Raw genomic sequence first — 13,991 nt, 5'->3', positions numbered from 1 at the left:
TTGTCTCCTTGCAATTGGACTTGGGATGTGTCGAGTTTTGTCGCTGGCGGCCTGACGATCAACGCGGTCTGCCTCAGCTATTGCTGAGAAATTTTCAAACATCGGCAGACGGTCGCCTCGAAGCGCGCCGTCTCGTTCACTTCATCGGCCGCGCATGTGGCATCGCGCGTTCAGCGCGGCGCCGGCAACTGGCGGTCGAGCCAGGCCAGGAAGCGCGCCACACGCGGCAAGCCGGCGTTCTGCGCCGGGCAGACCACGTGGTGGCTGCCCACCTCCAGCGCGTGGCTGTCGTCGAACACGGGCATCAGTGCGCCCTTGCGGATCTGCACCGATGCCAGCAGCGTGCTTTCCAGCGCCACGCCCAGGCCCAGTGCGGCGGTCTCCAGCGACATGTAGGAGCGGTCGAAGCTGAAGTCGAAGGTCTTGTGCGAAGCCGGCACGCCGAACCGCGCGAACCACTGTTGCCACTGCACCAGCGGCGTTTCGGAATAGATCAGCCGCTGCGCCAGCAGATCCTCGGGCGTACGGATCGGATGCTTTTCGAGATAGGCAGGAGAAGCCAGCGGCGCGATCGTCTCGCGCCGCAGCGTCTTCACCTGCAGGTCGCGCCAGTGCGCGTAGCCATGGCGGATATCGACATCGTAATAGCCGCTGGTGAACGATACGTCTTCATACGAGCACGACAGGTTGAGCTGGATATCGCCATTGTCGGCCTGGAACGATTCTAGCCGTGGCAGCAGCCACATCAGGCCGAAGCTCGGGCTCGAATGGACGCGCAGGATCTCGATATTGGCCGGGCTCGAGGCGCGTTCGGTAGCGCGGTTGAGATCGGCCAGCACGCCGGTGATATCGCGCAGGTACTGCTCGCCCACCGACGTCAGCGCCAGCCCGCGCCCTTGCCGGAAGAACAGCGGCTGGCCCAGGATCTCTTCCAGGTTGCTGAGCTGGTGGCTGACGGCGGAAGCGGTCAGGCCGAGTTCTTCAGCGGCGCGGCTGACGCTCTTGGTCCTGGCGACGCTTTCGAAAGCGATGATGGCCTTTACCGGGGGAATCCGCATGGCATGTCGAGGGGATGGAGTCGCAGCGATTCTACTTGCCGCTATGCCGATCTCCTCCGTCATTCGTCGCGCATTGCGGCTGTGTTCCGGAACGCGCCGGCCGAAATGCCAAACGAAAACGAAAAAAACAAAATCGTACAGAAACGCTGAAGCCATCGGGGAATCCCCCTAGGCCTGCGGATCACATTGTTTAGAGTGCTTACTCTAAAATTGGGCGCGAATGATGCAACGCAGCACGCCGGGCGCCTCCTCCGACGCACTCCTCCGGTCGTGCGTTCACCCGCAAACCTGTCGTCGGGCACCATGCCCCGGCGGATCCAAGGAAACCATTGCATGCCCGATTTCGCGCCCGATCAGTTCCCTGCCAGTCACGGCAGCGGCTTCGCTGACTGCTTCGCCTACTCCAGCATCCTGTTTGCCGGCTTCCAGCGGATCGCCGAGCTGAACCTGCAGACCGCGCAGGCAGCCTTCGACGAAAGCCAGCAGCGGATGCAGGCGCTGCTGGCCAGCAGGGACCTGCGCAAGGTCCTCGACATGCAGAACGGCCTGACGCCCGTTGCCGCAGACAAGGCCTGCGCCTACACGCGGCAGCTGTATGAAATCGCGTCCGAAACGCAGGCCGGGCTTGCCCAGCTAGCGCAGGCCCGCTTCCAGCAAGCGGTCGAGCTTGCGCAATCCAGGCTGAGCCACGCCACCATGTCGCCAGTCGCAACGCGAGCCGCCGCATAAATCACGGCCGCCGGACGTACGATGCCGCATGCCGCTCCCTGCCGCGGCCGCGGCGCCGCGTCCGCGCGCAAGAGAGACATGTGCAATGAAGGTGCTGTTGATTGAATCCCACGCTTTGCTGCGGGTGGCGTTGCGCAGGACACTGGAAAACGTCGACGCCGTCGGCGAACTCGTTACCGCCGACCCGGCTGAACTCGCGGGGCACTGCGCTGCCGGCGAAGGCATCACATTGGTCGTGCTGGGGCTGCCGGACGATCCGGAGGCTGCATGGCAGCTGCTGTGCCAGGTCGGCAGGATTTGGCCCGCGGCGCGGCTGCTGGTACTTTGCGACATCGCGCCCCGGAACTGGGTCGATGACAAGGTCACGGCGGGCGTCGTGGGTTGCCTGCCGAAATCGGTGCAGCCCGATGTGCTGGAAGCAGCGATCCGGCTGGTCGGCAGCGGCTACCAGGTCAGCCTGAGGCCGTTCAGCCGGCGGGCGGCGCTGGAACCGGATATGGCACCGGATACTGCGCCGGCATCGCACGATGGCATGCGCCAAGGCAGCGCCGGACGAAACGCGGAGCGCCGCGCCAAAGGCGCCTTTACTGCAAACGACGACACGGTGGCCGACGTCCGTTCGCCCGGCGAGGCCCACGCGCTCGGCCTCACGCCGCGCCAGTACGAAATCCTCGTACTGCTCGCACGCGGCTATCCCGCCAAGACCATCAGCCGGCAGCTGAACGTTTCAGTGGCGACGGTCAAGTGCCATTGCAACGCCCTTTACAAGGCGCTCGGCGTCCGCAGCAAGGGCGAAGCCGTCCATGTGGCGCTGCAACGCGGTGCGCGTCTGGGACAGGCCCTGGCTCCCGGCCCTGGGCAACCGGCACCGAAGCCCGTGGCAAGCACAACCAAGCCGGTGCCGCGTGCGGCTGTCGCGGATCCGGAAGACTGCGCCGCACTGTAACCGACTGGCCCAGGTGCTTGCCCAGCGGCTGGCTCAGCGCACGCGCCACGGCGTCGGCCTGCGATCCCGGCTGGGTTGGCACGATCAGCCTGACCGGCCTGGTTTCCTGGGCGTTGACCGCGCCAGGCAGGCCGCCCAGCATGGCCAGTGTGGTGATACCCGCAAGCGCATGGCACGCCCGCCGAAACAGCGTTGTCCGCATTCCTTGTCTCCGTTTATTGAAATCGCACCGTGGGCGGTGGCCTTGGGTCGGAGTGTAGGGCTGCGTCGCTGCGCGGCAGAGTGCTAATCCGCTGGACCGGCTATCTCAGCCCGGCATAGCCTCCGTGGTGCCTGGCTGGAGCGCGCGGATCATGGCCGCGATCGCGCGCAGCCGCGGCTGCTTGTAGGGCGCGTAGATCAGCAGCTGCCGCTCGCGCCATGGCTCGTCCAGCGGCACGCGCACAAAGCCGCGCGTGCCGGCATAGGCAGCGCCGGCACTGGCCGGCAGCACGGCGATGCCCAGGCCGGCCTCGACCATGCGGCATGCGGCTTCGAAGCTTGACACCGTCACGCTCTGGTTGAACGGCAGGCGCAGGTTCGCCGCCTGTTCGCGCAGCTCCTGGTCGAGCGCGCCGCCGGGCTGCACCACCACCAGCGGATGCTCCAGCACTTCGGCATAGCGGATGCGCTTGCGCCGCGCCAGCCGGTGCGACGACGGCAGCACGACATTGAGCGGATCGCTGGCGAACGGCCACGACTCCAGCCCAGCAGGCGTCTTGGCCGCGACGCCGATGCCGATGTCGACGCGGTCATCGAGGCAGGCGCGGATCGATTCGGCAGTGGAACGTTCGTACAGCGCGATCTCGACCAGCGGATGCGCCGCCTTGAACGCATGCAGCCGCTCCGGCAGGAAGCCGATGATGGCCGACGGACTGGCCGACACGCGCACCACGCCGGCCACCTGGTCGCCGAGATCCTGCACTTCGCGCGCGAAGCTGGCGATGTCCTCATTGAGCTTGCGGCCCAGTTCGAGCGCGCGGGCGCCAGCATCGGTCAGCACCACGCCGGCGGGCGAACGCACGAACAGCACCACCCCAAGGCTGCGCTCCAGTTCGGCGATGCGCCGGCTAGCGCCGACTGCGCAATGTGTTCGGTCTCCGCCGCGCGCTTGATCGAGCCTTCGCGTGCCGCGGCCAGGAACAGCTGGATATTGACGGGGTCGATGCGGTGCATGGTCTTCAGGATGCCGGCGGCGAGCCGCGTGTCGCCGAATACTAACGCCTGCGCACAGGCCTGCCGCATGCACCACGCCGAACACATGGGTTAACCCTGATATGCCACCCGCAGATAGCAGACATGCCGGATCAGCGCTTCGTGCCGGCGCGATGCAGCCAGTAAAGTGCCGCCAATATGCCACTGGAGACCCGCATGAGCGCCCAAGATTTCGCAGGCCGCATCCTGTTCCTCGCCGACTCGGCGGATGCCATGGCGCGCCAGCTGCAAGGCGAGGCCCTCACGCCTGAGCAAGCCGGGCCCCTGCGCGACGACGTGTCCACCGACGAGATCACGCCGGTGCCGATCCTGACGCACTATGACGACAAGCTCGGCCGCTACCCCTATACCGGCTACAAGGTCGGCGGCACCTGCCCGGTCGCGCCCGGCGCGATCCGCGAGGGCGGCTTCTCGGTGACGGTCGCGGGCAACCGCTACGGCAAGGGATCGTCGCGCGAGCATAGCCCGGCGGCAGAGAAGCTCGCCGGCATCCGGCTGGTGATCGCGCGCAGCTTCGAGCGCATCTACCGACAGAACGCCGACAACATCGGCCTGTTCACCTCGACCGACTTCGGCCTGCTAGCGCGCCTGCAGGCCGGCGAGCCGATCGCCGCGCAAGCGCTGGTGGCCGGGCGCGACGCGCTGGCCGCCGCCATCCTGCTGAGCGGCGGGCTGCTGAAGTTCGGCCAGCAATACCTGGGCAAGGTCGAACCGGCCGCCGCGACGCCGCCCGCGGCACCGCAAACCCTCTTTGAGAAGATCGTCCACCGCCACCTGCTGGCGACGCCCGTGACGCCGATATCCCTGGCGGGCCCGCAACCGGGCGACGGCATCTTCGTGCGCGCGGACTGGCGCTTTATCCACGAGTACTACACCGGCATGTGCGCCCACATGCTGCACGCCACGTTTGGCAGGCCGCTGCGGCTTGAGGATCCCGAGCGCATCGTGGTATTCGAGGACCATACCTCCTACGTCAATGAAAGCCCCGCGCATGTGCGTGGCGGGCTGGTCGACAACATTGCCCGGATGTGCGCGGCACAGCGGGAGTTCGTCGACGCCTACCAGCTGCGTTGCCACCGCACGCTCACAGAGGAAGCGTCCCGCACCGACGACGGCAGCCACGCCGCGGGCATCTCGCACGCGATGATGGCCGAGCGCTATGCACTGCCGGGACAGGTCGTGGTGGGCACCGACTCGCACACCCCCCATAGCGGCGCGCTGGGCTGCGTGGCCTTCGGCGTCGGCACGACCGACATGGCCAATGCGTTCATGACGGGTGCGGTGCGCATGACCATGCCCGAGGGCATCCGCGTCGCGCTCCACGGGGCACTTGCGCCTGGCGTCACGGCCAAGGATGTGGTGCTGCACCTGCTGGCGCAGGCCGGGATCAAGGCAGGCGCCGGGGTCGGCAAGGTGTTCGAGTTCACCGGTCCCGTCGTGCGCGCGATGTCCATCGACGAACGCGCCACGCTGACCAATATGTGCGCCGAGTTGGGCGGCTTCACCGGCATCGTCGCGCCGGATGCGCAGACGGTGCGCTTCCTCAGGGAGCGCCGGGGCATCGATTTCGTGATCGAGCCGTGGATGCGCAGCGATGACGATGCCGCCTTCGCAGCCACCATCGAACTGGACTGCAGCACGCTCGGCCCGATGGTGGCCCGCCCCGGCGACCCCGGCAACGGCTTGCCGCTGGCCGCGCTGGACCGGCGCGTGCGCGTGGATATCGCCTACGGCGGCTCCTGCACTGCCGGCAAGCGCGAGGACTTCGACCTGTACCACGAGGTGCTGCACTGGGCGGTGCAGCGCGGCCTGCGGCTGCCGCCGCATGTCACGCTCTACCTGCAGTTCGGCACCACCGACGTCCGGGACTACTGCATCCGCCAGGGCTACATGGAAACGTTCCATGCGGTCGGCGCGCGCATCCTGCAGCCATCGTGCGGGGCGTGCGCCAACTGCGGCCCGGGTTCGTCGGAACGGGCCGGGCAAGTGACAGTGAGTTCGATCAACCGGAATTTCCCCGGGCGCTCGGGTCCCGGGCAGGTGTGGCTGGCCAGCCCGCCCACCGTGGCTGCCAGTGCGATGGCCGGCGAGCTGGTGTCATTCCATGACTTGCAGCGGCGCCATGGGTAAGCCCGCCGGGCCGGCGAGGTAGCCCGCCGGCGCGCCCAGGCCTGTCGTCAGTACGGCGGATTGACCACGACGTACTGCGCGCCCTGCGGCATGTACCAGGTACTGCCGCACTGCTGGTAGACCATGCCGCCGTAGTTGACCGGCACGCAGCTCGGCGGGACCGAGCGCACCATGGAACCCACCACCGCCGACGTCACGGCGACAGTGGCCGTGACCGCAGCGGCCGTCGCCACCGGGTGGTAATCGTTGTCCCAGCCGCAGCAGCCGCCATGACTGTCGACGTTCACGTTGACGTTACGGCTCGTATTGACGTTGACGTTGCGGTTGGCGTTGACGTTGTTGACGCTGGTGTTGCGGACGTTGTTGGTGCGCGCGTCGGCACGCTGGTTGTTCACCTGTCGCGCTTCGCGGTTGGCGCCGCCGGCAGCGGCGCGCTGGCCGCCGGCAGCGTGTCCACCGCCCGCGGCAGGTCCGCCACCGCCGCCATGCCCGCCGCCACCGCGGGCGGCCTCGGCCACCGGTGTCCAGCCGGAGGCCACCAGCACGAGCGCGGCCGTGCACACTGCGAGCGGCTTTGCGAATGTGTAGGTCATGGCAATGCTCCTTTTGTCCATGGTCCCGTTACCGGGTGGCCTTCAGTGGAACGAACTCCGCCTTCCTGGCGTCCTTGGGCGGCGTGAAGGCGAACGCCGAATTGCCGAACTTCGGATTGAGGTTCCACTTGTACAGCGTGACCGATTGCGGCCTGGCCTCGTCGGCCCGGTTGGTGATGACGAGCTTGCGCGGCAGCGGACGGTTGCCGCTGGCGATCCATATCTGCCAGTCGAGCTGCCCCTGGCGGAAGGCATAGTGGTCGCACAACTCGCCGCCGATGATGTCCTGGCCGGCGTTCATCGCCGATTCCATGTTGTCCAGCGGCGCCGCGGGCGTGCCCCACAGGAACAGGTCGGCCGACGGAATCTCCACGCCGAAGCGTTCGCGCAGCCGCTGCGCCAGCACGCCCAGGTTGTCGCTGAAGTTGACCTGCGAGTACGACTTCTGCGCGGGCGAATACAGCGTGACCTGCTTGCCGTCATAGATCAGGTCGCGCTGCGAGCGCGCGCTGCGCATCAGCGCGCGCAGCCGGTCCGGCCGCTGCACATCCAGGTCCGCCATGGCGGTGTGCTGCAGTTTCTGGCCGTCCTGCAGCACCCGTTCACCAGACAGGTCGATAAAGACCTCGAACTGGCGCAGGGATTGCAGGTACTTGCCCATGTCGTTGAGCGCCTGGATCGCTGCAGGGTCGACTGCGTTCGGCTGGGGTTGCGCCTGTGCCTGCACGTTACCGGCCGGTCCCGCGGCGGATGCGGCCGATGACGCGGGCGTTGCGGGTGGCGGCGCGGGCGGCGTACTGCTGCAGGCCGCCAGCGCGATGACAAGCAGGGTCAGGGCCGGTATGCGTGCCATGGTGAACTCCCAATTGACTGGACAATCGCCCGGCCGCATGCGGCTTCAGGCCGGAGATGGAGATGCTGGGGAATCTTCTATGACGGAAGGTGGGAAGTGAAGTGAATCTTTTTGTGGGAGCGGTAAGCCGTGTTGTAGTGGGGGTGCAGTGGGTCGTACCGGCGGGCGGATGGAAGCCGAGCCAGACCGGAATGCCGTGCAAGTCATTTCGGATTCACCCCAGGAACGAGGAGGCGGTCAAGAAAAGCGAAATTCTTGTGTGCCGGGGCTGTTTTGCTGCTGACCAAGAAGTCGCCGAAGGAACTACTGGCCGCAATCAGGAAAAACGCGCCAGAACAGGCGCGTTTTCTCTCAACCGGCTCCGCTCGATACAGAGGGACGACAGGCCTCAGTCTTGCGCAGCCAGCGCGGAATCCGGTGCGCGGCGAAAGCTGATGGCAAGCCGGTTATAGGCATTCATCAGGCTGATCGCCATCGTGAGGTCAGCGAGTTCTTTCTTGCTGAACACCGCGGCCGCGGCCTTGAAGTCCTCCTCGGGCACATGTGTGTCCGCCACCAGCGTGACCGACTCAGCCCATGCGAGTGCGGCCTTCTCGCGGTCGCTGAACAACGGCCCTGCTTCATGCCAGGCTTGCACGAGCGCGAGCTTTGCAGGGGTGATGCCCTTCTTGATCAGGTCACGGGTATGCATGTCGAGGCAATAAGCGCACCCGTTGATCTGGCTCACGCGCAGATAGACCAGTTCGACTAGCACGTCTTCAAGGCCCGATTGCATGACATAGCCGTACACGCCGCCAAATGCCTTGACACCGCCCGGCGATGCTTTGGTGTAATCCAGTCTCATTTCAAACTCCTAGTTGTCGTTGATCGTCAGTTCCTTGTCGGCCGAGTCGACCACGAACACGGCCAGCAGCTTTGCCGGCTTTGTCTTGCTCGCGTTGCGGCTCACCGGATGGCGGGAGCCAGGCTCCTCGAAGAAGCTCTCCCCCGCCTTGTACACACGTTCCGGTTCGTCATTCACCTTGCTCGCGATGCTGCCCGAAACGACGTATGCATAGATGAACGACGATTTGGCATGGCTATGCGGCAGCGAAGCGCCACCGGGCGGATAGAAAACCTCCACGGCAATGAGCGACTTGCCTGGGATATTGGGAATCTCTTTCGAGAAGTTGGGCTTGACCGTGTCGCCCGCGCCGTGGGCCGAAGCGACCCCGGTAAAGGCCATGCCCGTAGCCGCCACCAGCGAGAGAAGAAAGCGTTGCAGTTTCATGTTTGGCTCCTTGGAGGCTAGAATCATGCGCTCCACCTGGTTCACAAAAAAGAACCAAAAACGCAATTTCTGAATGCACCAGAAGCGATGACGAAGATCCTGGCGCTGAAGCTGGACCGTGCGTCCAGGACTTCACTGGCGGAACAGATACGGCTGGGTATCACCGCTGCCATCGAGAGTGGCGTACTCGTTCCGGGCGCCAGATTGCCTTCGTGGATGGACCTCGCTGCCCAGCTTGGAGTGGCTCGAGGCACCGTCAAGACAGCGTACGAGCGGCTGACCGATGCGCAACTGGTGGTCTCGTCGCGCGCCGGCGGGACCAGGGTTTCCGACCATACCGCGGTCGCAAGGCCTGTCGCGGAACAGGCGCGCTCGGTCGAGTCGGATCTGCGCTCGGAGCTGTACCAGCACTTCCTGCCCGGTCCCGCGGTCTTTCAGATGGGCGTGCCGGCATCGGATTGCTTCCCTGCCACCTTGTTCGCGCGGCTGCGATCGCGTGCGGCACGTGACGAGGTGGAGGCGCCGGCGGCCTACCCGGATCCGCGCGGCGAGCATGAACTCCGGCGGGAAATCGCCGCACACCTGGCCTTGTCGCGAGGTATTGAATGTCAGCTCTCGCAGATCTTCATTACCACAGGCTTTTCGGGGGCGCTCGGTGTAACGCTGCGGGTGATTCAGGCCGAGGGCCGAAAAGCCTGGGTCGAGAACCCCGGATTTATGCCCAGTCGCAGGGCCATGTCACTTTCCCGGCTCACGACGGTTCCCGTTCCTGTGGACGAAGATGGCATCGACGTCAGCTATGGCGAAGAGCATGCACCGGATGCCGCGGTGGCCCTGGTCACCGCAGGGCAACAGGCGCCTCTGGGCCCGACACTGTCGCTCGGTCGTCGCGTGCAACTGCTCGAATGGGCAAGCCGCGCGGGTGCCTGGATCATCGAGGACGACTACCTTGGCGAACTCCAGCTCAGGCGCCGGGCGGCTCCCGCACTGGCATCGCAGGATCGGGCGGGACGGGTCATCCATATCGGGTCTTTCAGCAAGACGCTCAGCCCGACGCTGCGGCTCGGCTTCGTCGTCGTGCCGCCCGGCCTGGTATCGCGCTTCGATGAAGTCGTCGCCTGCCTTGCTTCCGCGCCCGGGCCGGCGGTGCAGATGGCGACGGCCGAGTTTATGCGCGATGGGCACTATATGCGGCATCTGCGTCGTATGAAACGCATTTACGCAGCCCGCAGCGATGCGCTTCTGGCGGCGCTCAGTGCCAGGGGATTCCAGGCCTATCCGGCAGGCCTTGCCGTAGTGGTGAGGCTGCCGGACGGCGCCGACGACAAGAGGATCGCCCGGGAAGCCTATGCCTACGGGCTGGCGCCCGCACCGTTATCGGGCTGGTACTGCTCTGCCTCCACGCAGCGGTCTGGCCTGCTTCTTGGTGTCGCGACAGCGATTGAACACCAGGTCCCGGCCGCCTGCGATCGCTTGCAACACCTGATCCGCAAGTTTTCGTAGGGCAAGGGCACTGGACCCGGCGCCGCGGCCTGGCCGCCTGGCTGGCGTGGCGGCTGCATTCCGTCTATGGCACGCCGTGGGGCGACGCCGCCTGGAACGGGCTGTTCCATGCCATTTCCCGCGTGAGCGCGGCGCCGCCAGCCGCGCCTGCCCTGCCCGCCTATCGCGCCGGCGCCGACCGCAGGAAGCCGGCCGAAATCTCCGCCGCCAGCTGGACGATCGCGTCGGCCTCCTCCGCGCTCAGCGCACCGGTGAAGCGCGCGTCGCCCCAGTCGCCGCAGATCAGGGCCACGCAGCGATTGCGCACCCGCACCGGGATCAGCAGCAGCGCGCGGGCATCGGGCATGGCTTCGCGATACCAGCGCGGCACGCGGTGCGCGGCCTCCCTGTCAAAGGTGTCCTCGATCAGCAAAGGCCGGTCCGCCAGCGTGGCGAAGTGGAACACGTCCGGAACGAAGCCCTCTTCGAAGGACAGCTGGTCGAGCTTCTCGCGCATGCCCTCGCCAAAGCCGAGCCGCGCGCCGAAGCGCCTGGCCGATGGGTTGAGCAGCATCAGGAAGCAGCGCGAGAAGTTCAGCGCGCGCATTGCCGACTCCAGCGCAAAGGGCGCCAGCTCGGCAATGGACATCGCCCCGCCCTCCTGCCGGACTTCCGCGACGGCGCGCTGCAGCCTGGCCAGCGCATCGGCGGGCTTGCTGCCTTGCTGGCCGGCGTCGTCGCCGGCCTGGCTGGCGGCGTCCGTGGCTGCCATCGAGGTCGTCAGCGCCCTGGCCTGTGCCAGCGCCTGCCCGAGATGCGCCGGCTCCAGGCCGAGCCGTTGCGCCGCGGCCAACAACGGATTGGCGGCCTGCAGCGGACTGTCGGCGCGTAGGGAACTGTTGGCCCGAACAGGGCTTTCGGCCAATGGATCATCCTGCCCCGCCAGGATCGAAGCGGCCGCCTGCGACGACAGCCGGGCAACGGCGCCCAGCCAGCCGGCATGCGTCTCCGGCATGGCGCCTTCCGGTAACGGGGGCGCGCTCATGGCGCCGGCGATCAGCGGGGGTAGGCGCCATTTGACGGCAGCCGCCCGGGCGATCTCGCCCAGCGACACGCCCAGGACTTCGCGGCAGGCATCGTCCTCGCCGATCTGCTCGCCGGCCTCGCACACGGCGGCAATGCGGTCCCACGCCTCCGGCACATACAGGACCAGCAGCAGCCGGCTCACATGGTGCATCAGCGTGCAGACCACGGCCTCTTCCCCGTCGGCGATGCCGCGCGCTTCGGCCAGTGTCCGGGTGAATTCCGCCGCCACCATGGCCTGCTTGAGCGCTTGCGCGGCCCGTGGCCGGTTTTCCGGCATGGTCTGGAAAAAGTCGAGCACGCGCACGCCCAGCGTCAGGTGGATGACCGTATCCACCCCCAGCACCATGATCGCGCGCGAAACGGTGGTGACCTCGCCGCCGAACGACCGGTACATGGCGGAATTGGACAGCCGGATGATCTTCTGCGACAGGCTGAAGTCCGACAGGATGCTGCTGGCCATTTCGCCGACGTTCCGCTCCGCATCGAGCGAACTGAAGACATGATCGATGCAATACTGCAGCGTCGGGAAATCGCCCTGCTCGGCGAGCCTGGCCCATAGCTGGTCGAGGAATGCCTGCTTATCCATGGCCATGCCTCACCGCGGCAGCAAGGTCGGGGCGTCCAGGCGCCACCTGCCCGCGGCGAAAGCCGCCTCGAGGTCGGCGGGACTCATCGCGCGCCCATAGTGCCAGCCTTGCGCCATCTCGCAGCCCTGCGCGGCCAGCAACTCGCGCTGGCATGCCGTCTCGACGCCTTCGGCGATTGCCGCCAGCCCAAGCTCGCGCGCCAGCGAGAGCACCGCATAGACGATGGTCTGCGCGTGCGGCGAGTCGGCCATGTCGGCGACGAAGCTGCGGTCGATCTTCAGTGCCGACAACGGAAACCGGCGCAGATACGACAGGCTGGAGTAGCCGGTGCCGAAATCGTCCACGGCAAAGCGGATGCCCAGCGCCCGCAATTCGGTCAGCACGCTGCCCGCCGCTTCGGGATCGATCATCAGCGCGCCTTCGGTAATTTCCAGCACCAGCCGGCCGGCGCTGACACCGGTATCGCGGATCGCGCTGCGCACCTGGTCGGCGAAGCCGGGATGGCTGAACTGTACCGGCGACACGTTGACCGACACGTAGCCGACCTGCGCACCCTTCGCATCCCACATGGCAAGCTGGGCGCAGGCGCAACGCAGCACCCAGGCGCCGAGATGATGGATCAGGCCGTTGTTTTCCGCGACCGGCACGAAAACCTCGGGAGACACGGCGCGGCCGGCCCGCTCCCATCGCATCAGCGCCTCGACCGCGCACAGGTTGCTGCCGTCGAGGCTGACGATGGGCTGGTACTGCAGCGACAATTCGCCGTGATGCACGGCCTCGAACAGGTCTTGCTCGATGCGGAACTGCTCGTTCAGCTTCTCGTCGAACTCCGGCGAATAGCGGAAACAGCGATTGCCGCCCAGCGCCTTCGCCTCGTACATGGCCCGGTCGGCGCGTCGCAGCAACTCGGCGTCGGAATCCTCGCCGCCGGTGGCGAAGGCCAGCCCGATGCTGGTGGTGACGCGGATCTGGCGCGCCGATAGCTGGAAGGGCTGCCGGCAAATCCGCATGACCTGGTCCAGGATGTCTGCGGCGGCCTCGTCGGTTGCGATGTCTTCCAGCAGCAGGACGAATTCATCGCCGCCCAGCCGCGCCACGGTGTCCGTCCCGCGCAGCACGCCGCGCAAACGGGCCGCCATTTCCTTCAGCAAGGCATCGCCGGCGCCATGCCCGAGGGAATCGTTGATCTTCTTGAACCCGTCCAGGTCCATCAGCGCGACAGCGAGCCGGTGTCCCGCCGGATGCTGCCCGTCCAGGTACTGTTCAATCCGGCCGCGAATGAGGTCGCGGTTGCCGATCCCGGTCAACGGATCGTTCTGCGACTGTTCCGTCAGCTGCTGCAGCTTCTGCGTCCACGCCGTGACATCGGTCCCGAACAGCAGCAGCGACGCCTGCCCCGCCTCGTCGGTGTCGCGGCGGATCCGCATATCGAAATAGCGGCTTCCCGCCGAGGCATCCGTGAACCGGACGGTGGTCCGGCGGGCCTGGCCATCCAGCAGGCAGGCCTGCCACAGCGCGGCGGTGCGTTCGTATTCGCCCAGGGGAAGAATGTCGCGCATGGCCGCACGGGCCAGGTACTCGTACGGAAGGCCCAGCAGCGCCCCCGACGCACGCGTGGCGTGCAGGATCTGGCCGGTCGCGCTGACATGCAGGGCCAGTCCTTCCGACGCTTCCAGCAAGGCCCAACCGTGCCGCCCGGCGGGGGATGGCGGCGCGCGATCCGCCTCGTCGTCGCGGGCCCATTCCGCTTCGTCATTCGCCAGGACGGCGTCATACGTGAATGCGCGCATACGGTGAATCGACCCGCCCTGCCCGGCCACGCTGTCGCCGGGAATCGTTGTCATGCCGGGACCTTGACGACAGGGCGCGTCAAGCCTGTCGGTACCCCGCACGGTATTTTGTGAAGGCCCGATTCTATTACGGCGCAAGGCGAATAAGGAAGCACACGAGCCGGGCTGTGGAAACGCCGCGACGCCCATGCGGCCAGCGGCGCTCGCGGCCGG

The 13,991-nt window shown here is 66.7% G+C and carries 11 protein-coding genes and 1 pseudogene; 4 read left to right on the top strand and 8 right to left on the bottom strand.

Annotated features, from left to right (window positions below):
- Window positions 1-170 precede the first annotated feature (170 nt).
- Window positions 171-1,058 (bottom strand): LysR substrate-binding domain-containing protein, encoded by an 888-nt coding sequence (locus E0W60_RS09330; protein WP_133095291.1) that lies wholly within the window; start codon window positions 1,056-1,058, stop codon window positions 171-173.
- A 333-nt stretch (window positions 1,059-1,391) separates the two neighbouring features.
- Here E0W60_RS09330 and phaP point away from each other — a divergent pair, with 333 nt between their 5' ends.
- Entirely contained in the window at window positions 1,392-1,787 is a 396-nt protein-coding gene (phaP, locus tag E0W60_RS09325) for a TIGR01841 family phasin (RefSeq protein ID WP_167884564.1), read from the top strand.
- Window positions 1,788-1,872: 85 nt separating this feature from the next.
- Window positions 1,873-2,733: a response regulator transcription factor gene (locus E0W60_RS09320; RefSeq protein ID WP_240745768.1), complete on the top strand. Its 861-nt coding sequence runs from the start codon at window positions 1,873-1,875 to the stop codon at window positions 2,731-2,733.
- Window positions 2,734-3,040: 307 nt separating this feature from the next.
- On the opposite strand, the pseudogene E0W60_RS09310 reads toward E0W60_RS09320, so the two are convergent.
- Window positions 3,041-3,948 (bottom strand): annotated as a pseudogene (locus E0W60_RS09310) (LysR family transcriptional regulator).
- A gap of 195 nt (window positions 3,949-4,143) precedes the next feature.
- On the opposite strand from E0W60_RS09310, the gene E0W60_RS09305 reads away from it, so the two are divergent.
- Entirely contained in the window at window positions 4,144-6,117 is a 1,974-nt protein-coding gene (locus tag E0W60_RS09305) for an aconitase family protein (RefSeq protein ID WP_135703739.1), read from the top strand.
- Window positions 6,118-6,164: 47 nt separating this feature from the next.
- On the opposite strand, the gene E0W60_RS09300 is transcribed toward E0W60_RS09305, so the two are convergent.
- The 4 genes from E0W60_RS09300 to E0W60_RS09285 all read right to left on the bottom strand — a co-directional run bounded on the left by E0W60_RS09300 (window position 6,165) and on the right by E0W60_RS09285 (window position 8,833).
- Window positions 6,165-6,710 (bottom strand): hypothetical protein, encoded by a 546-nt coding sequence (locus E0W60_RS09300; protein ID WP_135703738.1) that lies wholly within the window; start codon window positions 6,708-6,710, stop codon window positions 6,165-6,167.
- 28 nt (window positions 6,711-6,738) lie between these two features.
- Window positions 6,739-7,563 (bottom strand): DUF2092 domain-containing protein, encoded by an 825-nt coding sequence (locus E0W60_RS09295; protein ID WP_135703737.1) that lies wholly within the window; start codon window positions 7,561-7,563, stop codon window positions 6,739-6,741.
- Between the two features lie 388 nt (window positions 7,564-7,951).
- Complete coding sequence (locus tag E0W60_RS09290) at window positions 7,952-8,407, bottom strand: carboxymuconolactone decarboxylase family protein (RefSeq protein ID WP_135703736.1); 456 nt, start codon at window positions 8,405-8,407, stop codon at window positions 7,952-7,954.
- Window positions 8,408-8,416: 9 nt separating this feature from the next.
- The gene (locus E0W60_RS09285; protein WP_133095299.1) at window positions 8,417-8,833 is read right to left on the bottom strand and encodes a cupin domain-containing protein; all 417 of its coding nucleotides are present in this window, start codon (window positions 8,831-8,833) and stop codon (window positions 8,417-8,419) included.
- Window positions 8,834-8,920: 87 nt separating this feature from the next.
- Between E0W60_RS09285 and E0W60_RS09280 the strand changes: the two genes are divergently transcribed.
- Complete coding sequence (locus tag E0W60_RS09280) at window positions 8,921-10,336, top strand: PLP-dependent aminotransferase family protein (RefSeq protein ID WP_135703735.1); 1,416 nt, start codon at window positions 8,921-8,923, stop codon at window positions 10,334-10,336.
- Between the two features lie 160 nt (window positions 10,337-10,496).
- Here the strand turns inward: E0W60_RS09280 and E0W60_RS09275 are convergent, their stop codons facing one another.
- Window positions 10,497-11,987, bottom strand: a complete 1,491-nt coding sequence (locus E0W60_RS09275) for an HDOD domain-containing protein (protein ID WP_135703734.1) — start codon at window positions 11,985-11,987, stop codon at window positions 10,497-10,499.
- A 9-nt stretch (window positions 11,988-11,996) separates the two neighbouring features.
- A complete protein-coding gene (locus tag E0W60_RS09270; RefSeq protein ID WP_240745767.1) occupies window positions 11,997-13,832 on the bottom strand; it encodes a putative bifunctional diguanylate cyclase/phosphodiesterase in 1,836 nt (611 codons plus the stop codon).
- Window positions 13,833-13,991: the final 159 nt, after the last annotated feature.

This window comes from Cupriavidus oxalaticus (assembly GCF_004768545.1).
Lineage (GTDB): Bacteria > Pseudomonadota > Gammaproteobacteria > Burkholderiales > Burkholderiaceae > Cupriavidus > Cupriavidus oxalaticus_A.
Note: the sequence above shows the minus strand (reverse complement) of the source record. Positions and strands in the feature narration are given on the sequence as shown.

Bases quoted from the DNA above. Each gene is read 5' to 3' on its own strand.
- E0W60_RS09330 (WP_133095291.1), bottom strand. From the start codon at position 1,058: ATGCGGATTCCCCCGGTAAAGGCCATCATCGCTTTCGAAAGCGTCGCC.
- phaP (WP_167884564.1), top strand. From the start codon at position 1,392: ATGCCCGATTTCGCGCCCGATCAGTTCCCTGCCAGTCACGGCAGCGGC.
- E0W60_RS09320 (WP_240745768.1), top strand. From the start codon at position 1,873: ATGAAGGTGCTGTTGATTGAATCCCACGCTTTGCTGCGGGTGGCGTTG.
- E0W60_RS09305 (WP_135703739.1), top strand. From the start codon at position 4,144: ATGAGCGCCCAAGATTTCGCAGGCCGCATCCTGTTCCTCGCCGACTCG.
- E0W60_RS09300 (WP_135703738.1), bottom strand. From the start codon at position 6,710: ATGACCTACACATTCGCAAAGCCGCTCGCAGTGTGCACGGCCGCGCTC.
- E0W60_RS09295 (WP_135703737.1), bottom strand. From the start codon at position 7,563: ATGGCACGCATACCGGCCCTGACCCTGCTTGTCATCGCGCTGGCGGCC.
- E0W60_RS09290 (WP_135703736.1), bottom strand. From the start codon at position 8,407: ATGAGACTGGATTACACCAAAGCATCGCCGGGCGGTGTCAAGGCATTT.
- E0W60_RS09285 (WP_133095299.1), bottom strand. From the start codon at position 8,833: ATGAAACTGCAACGCTTTCTTCTCTCGCTGGTGGCGGCTACGGGCATG.
- E0W60_RS09280 (WP_135703735.1), top strand. From the start codon at position 8,921: ATGACGAAGATCCTGGCGCTGAAGCTGGACCGTGCGTCCAGGACTTCA.
- E0W60_RS09275 (WP_135703734.1), bottom strand. From the start codon at position 11,987: ATGGATAAGCAGGCATTCCTCGACCAGCTATGGGCCAGGCTCGCCGAG.
- E0W60_RS09270 (WP_240745767.1), bottom strand. From the start codon at position 13,832: ATGACAACGATTCCCGGCGACAGCGTGGCCGGGCAGGGCGGGTCGATT.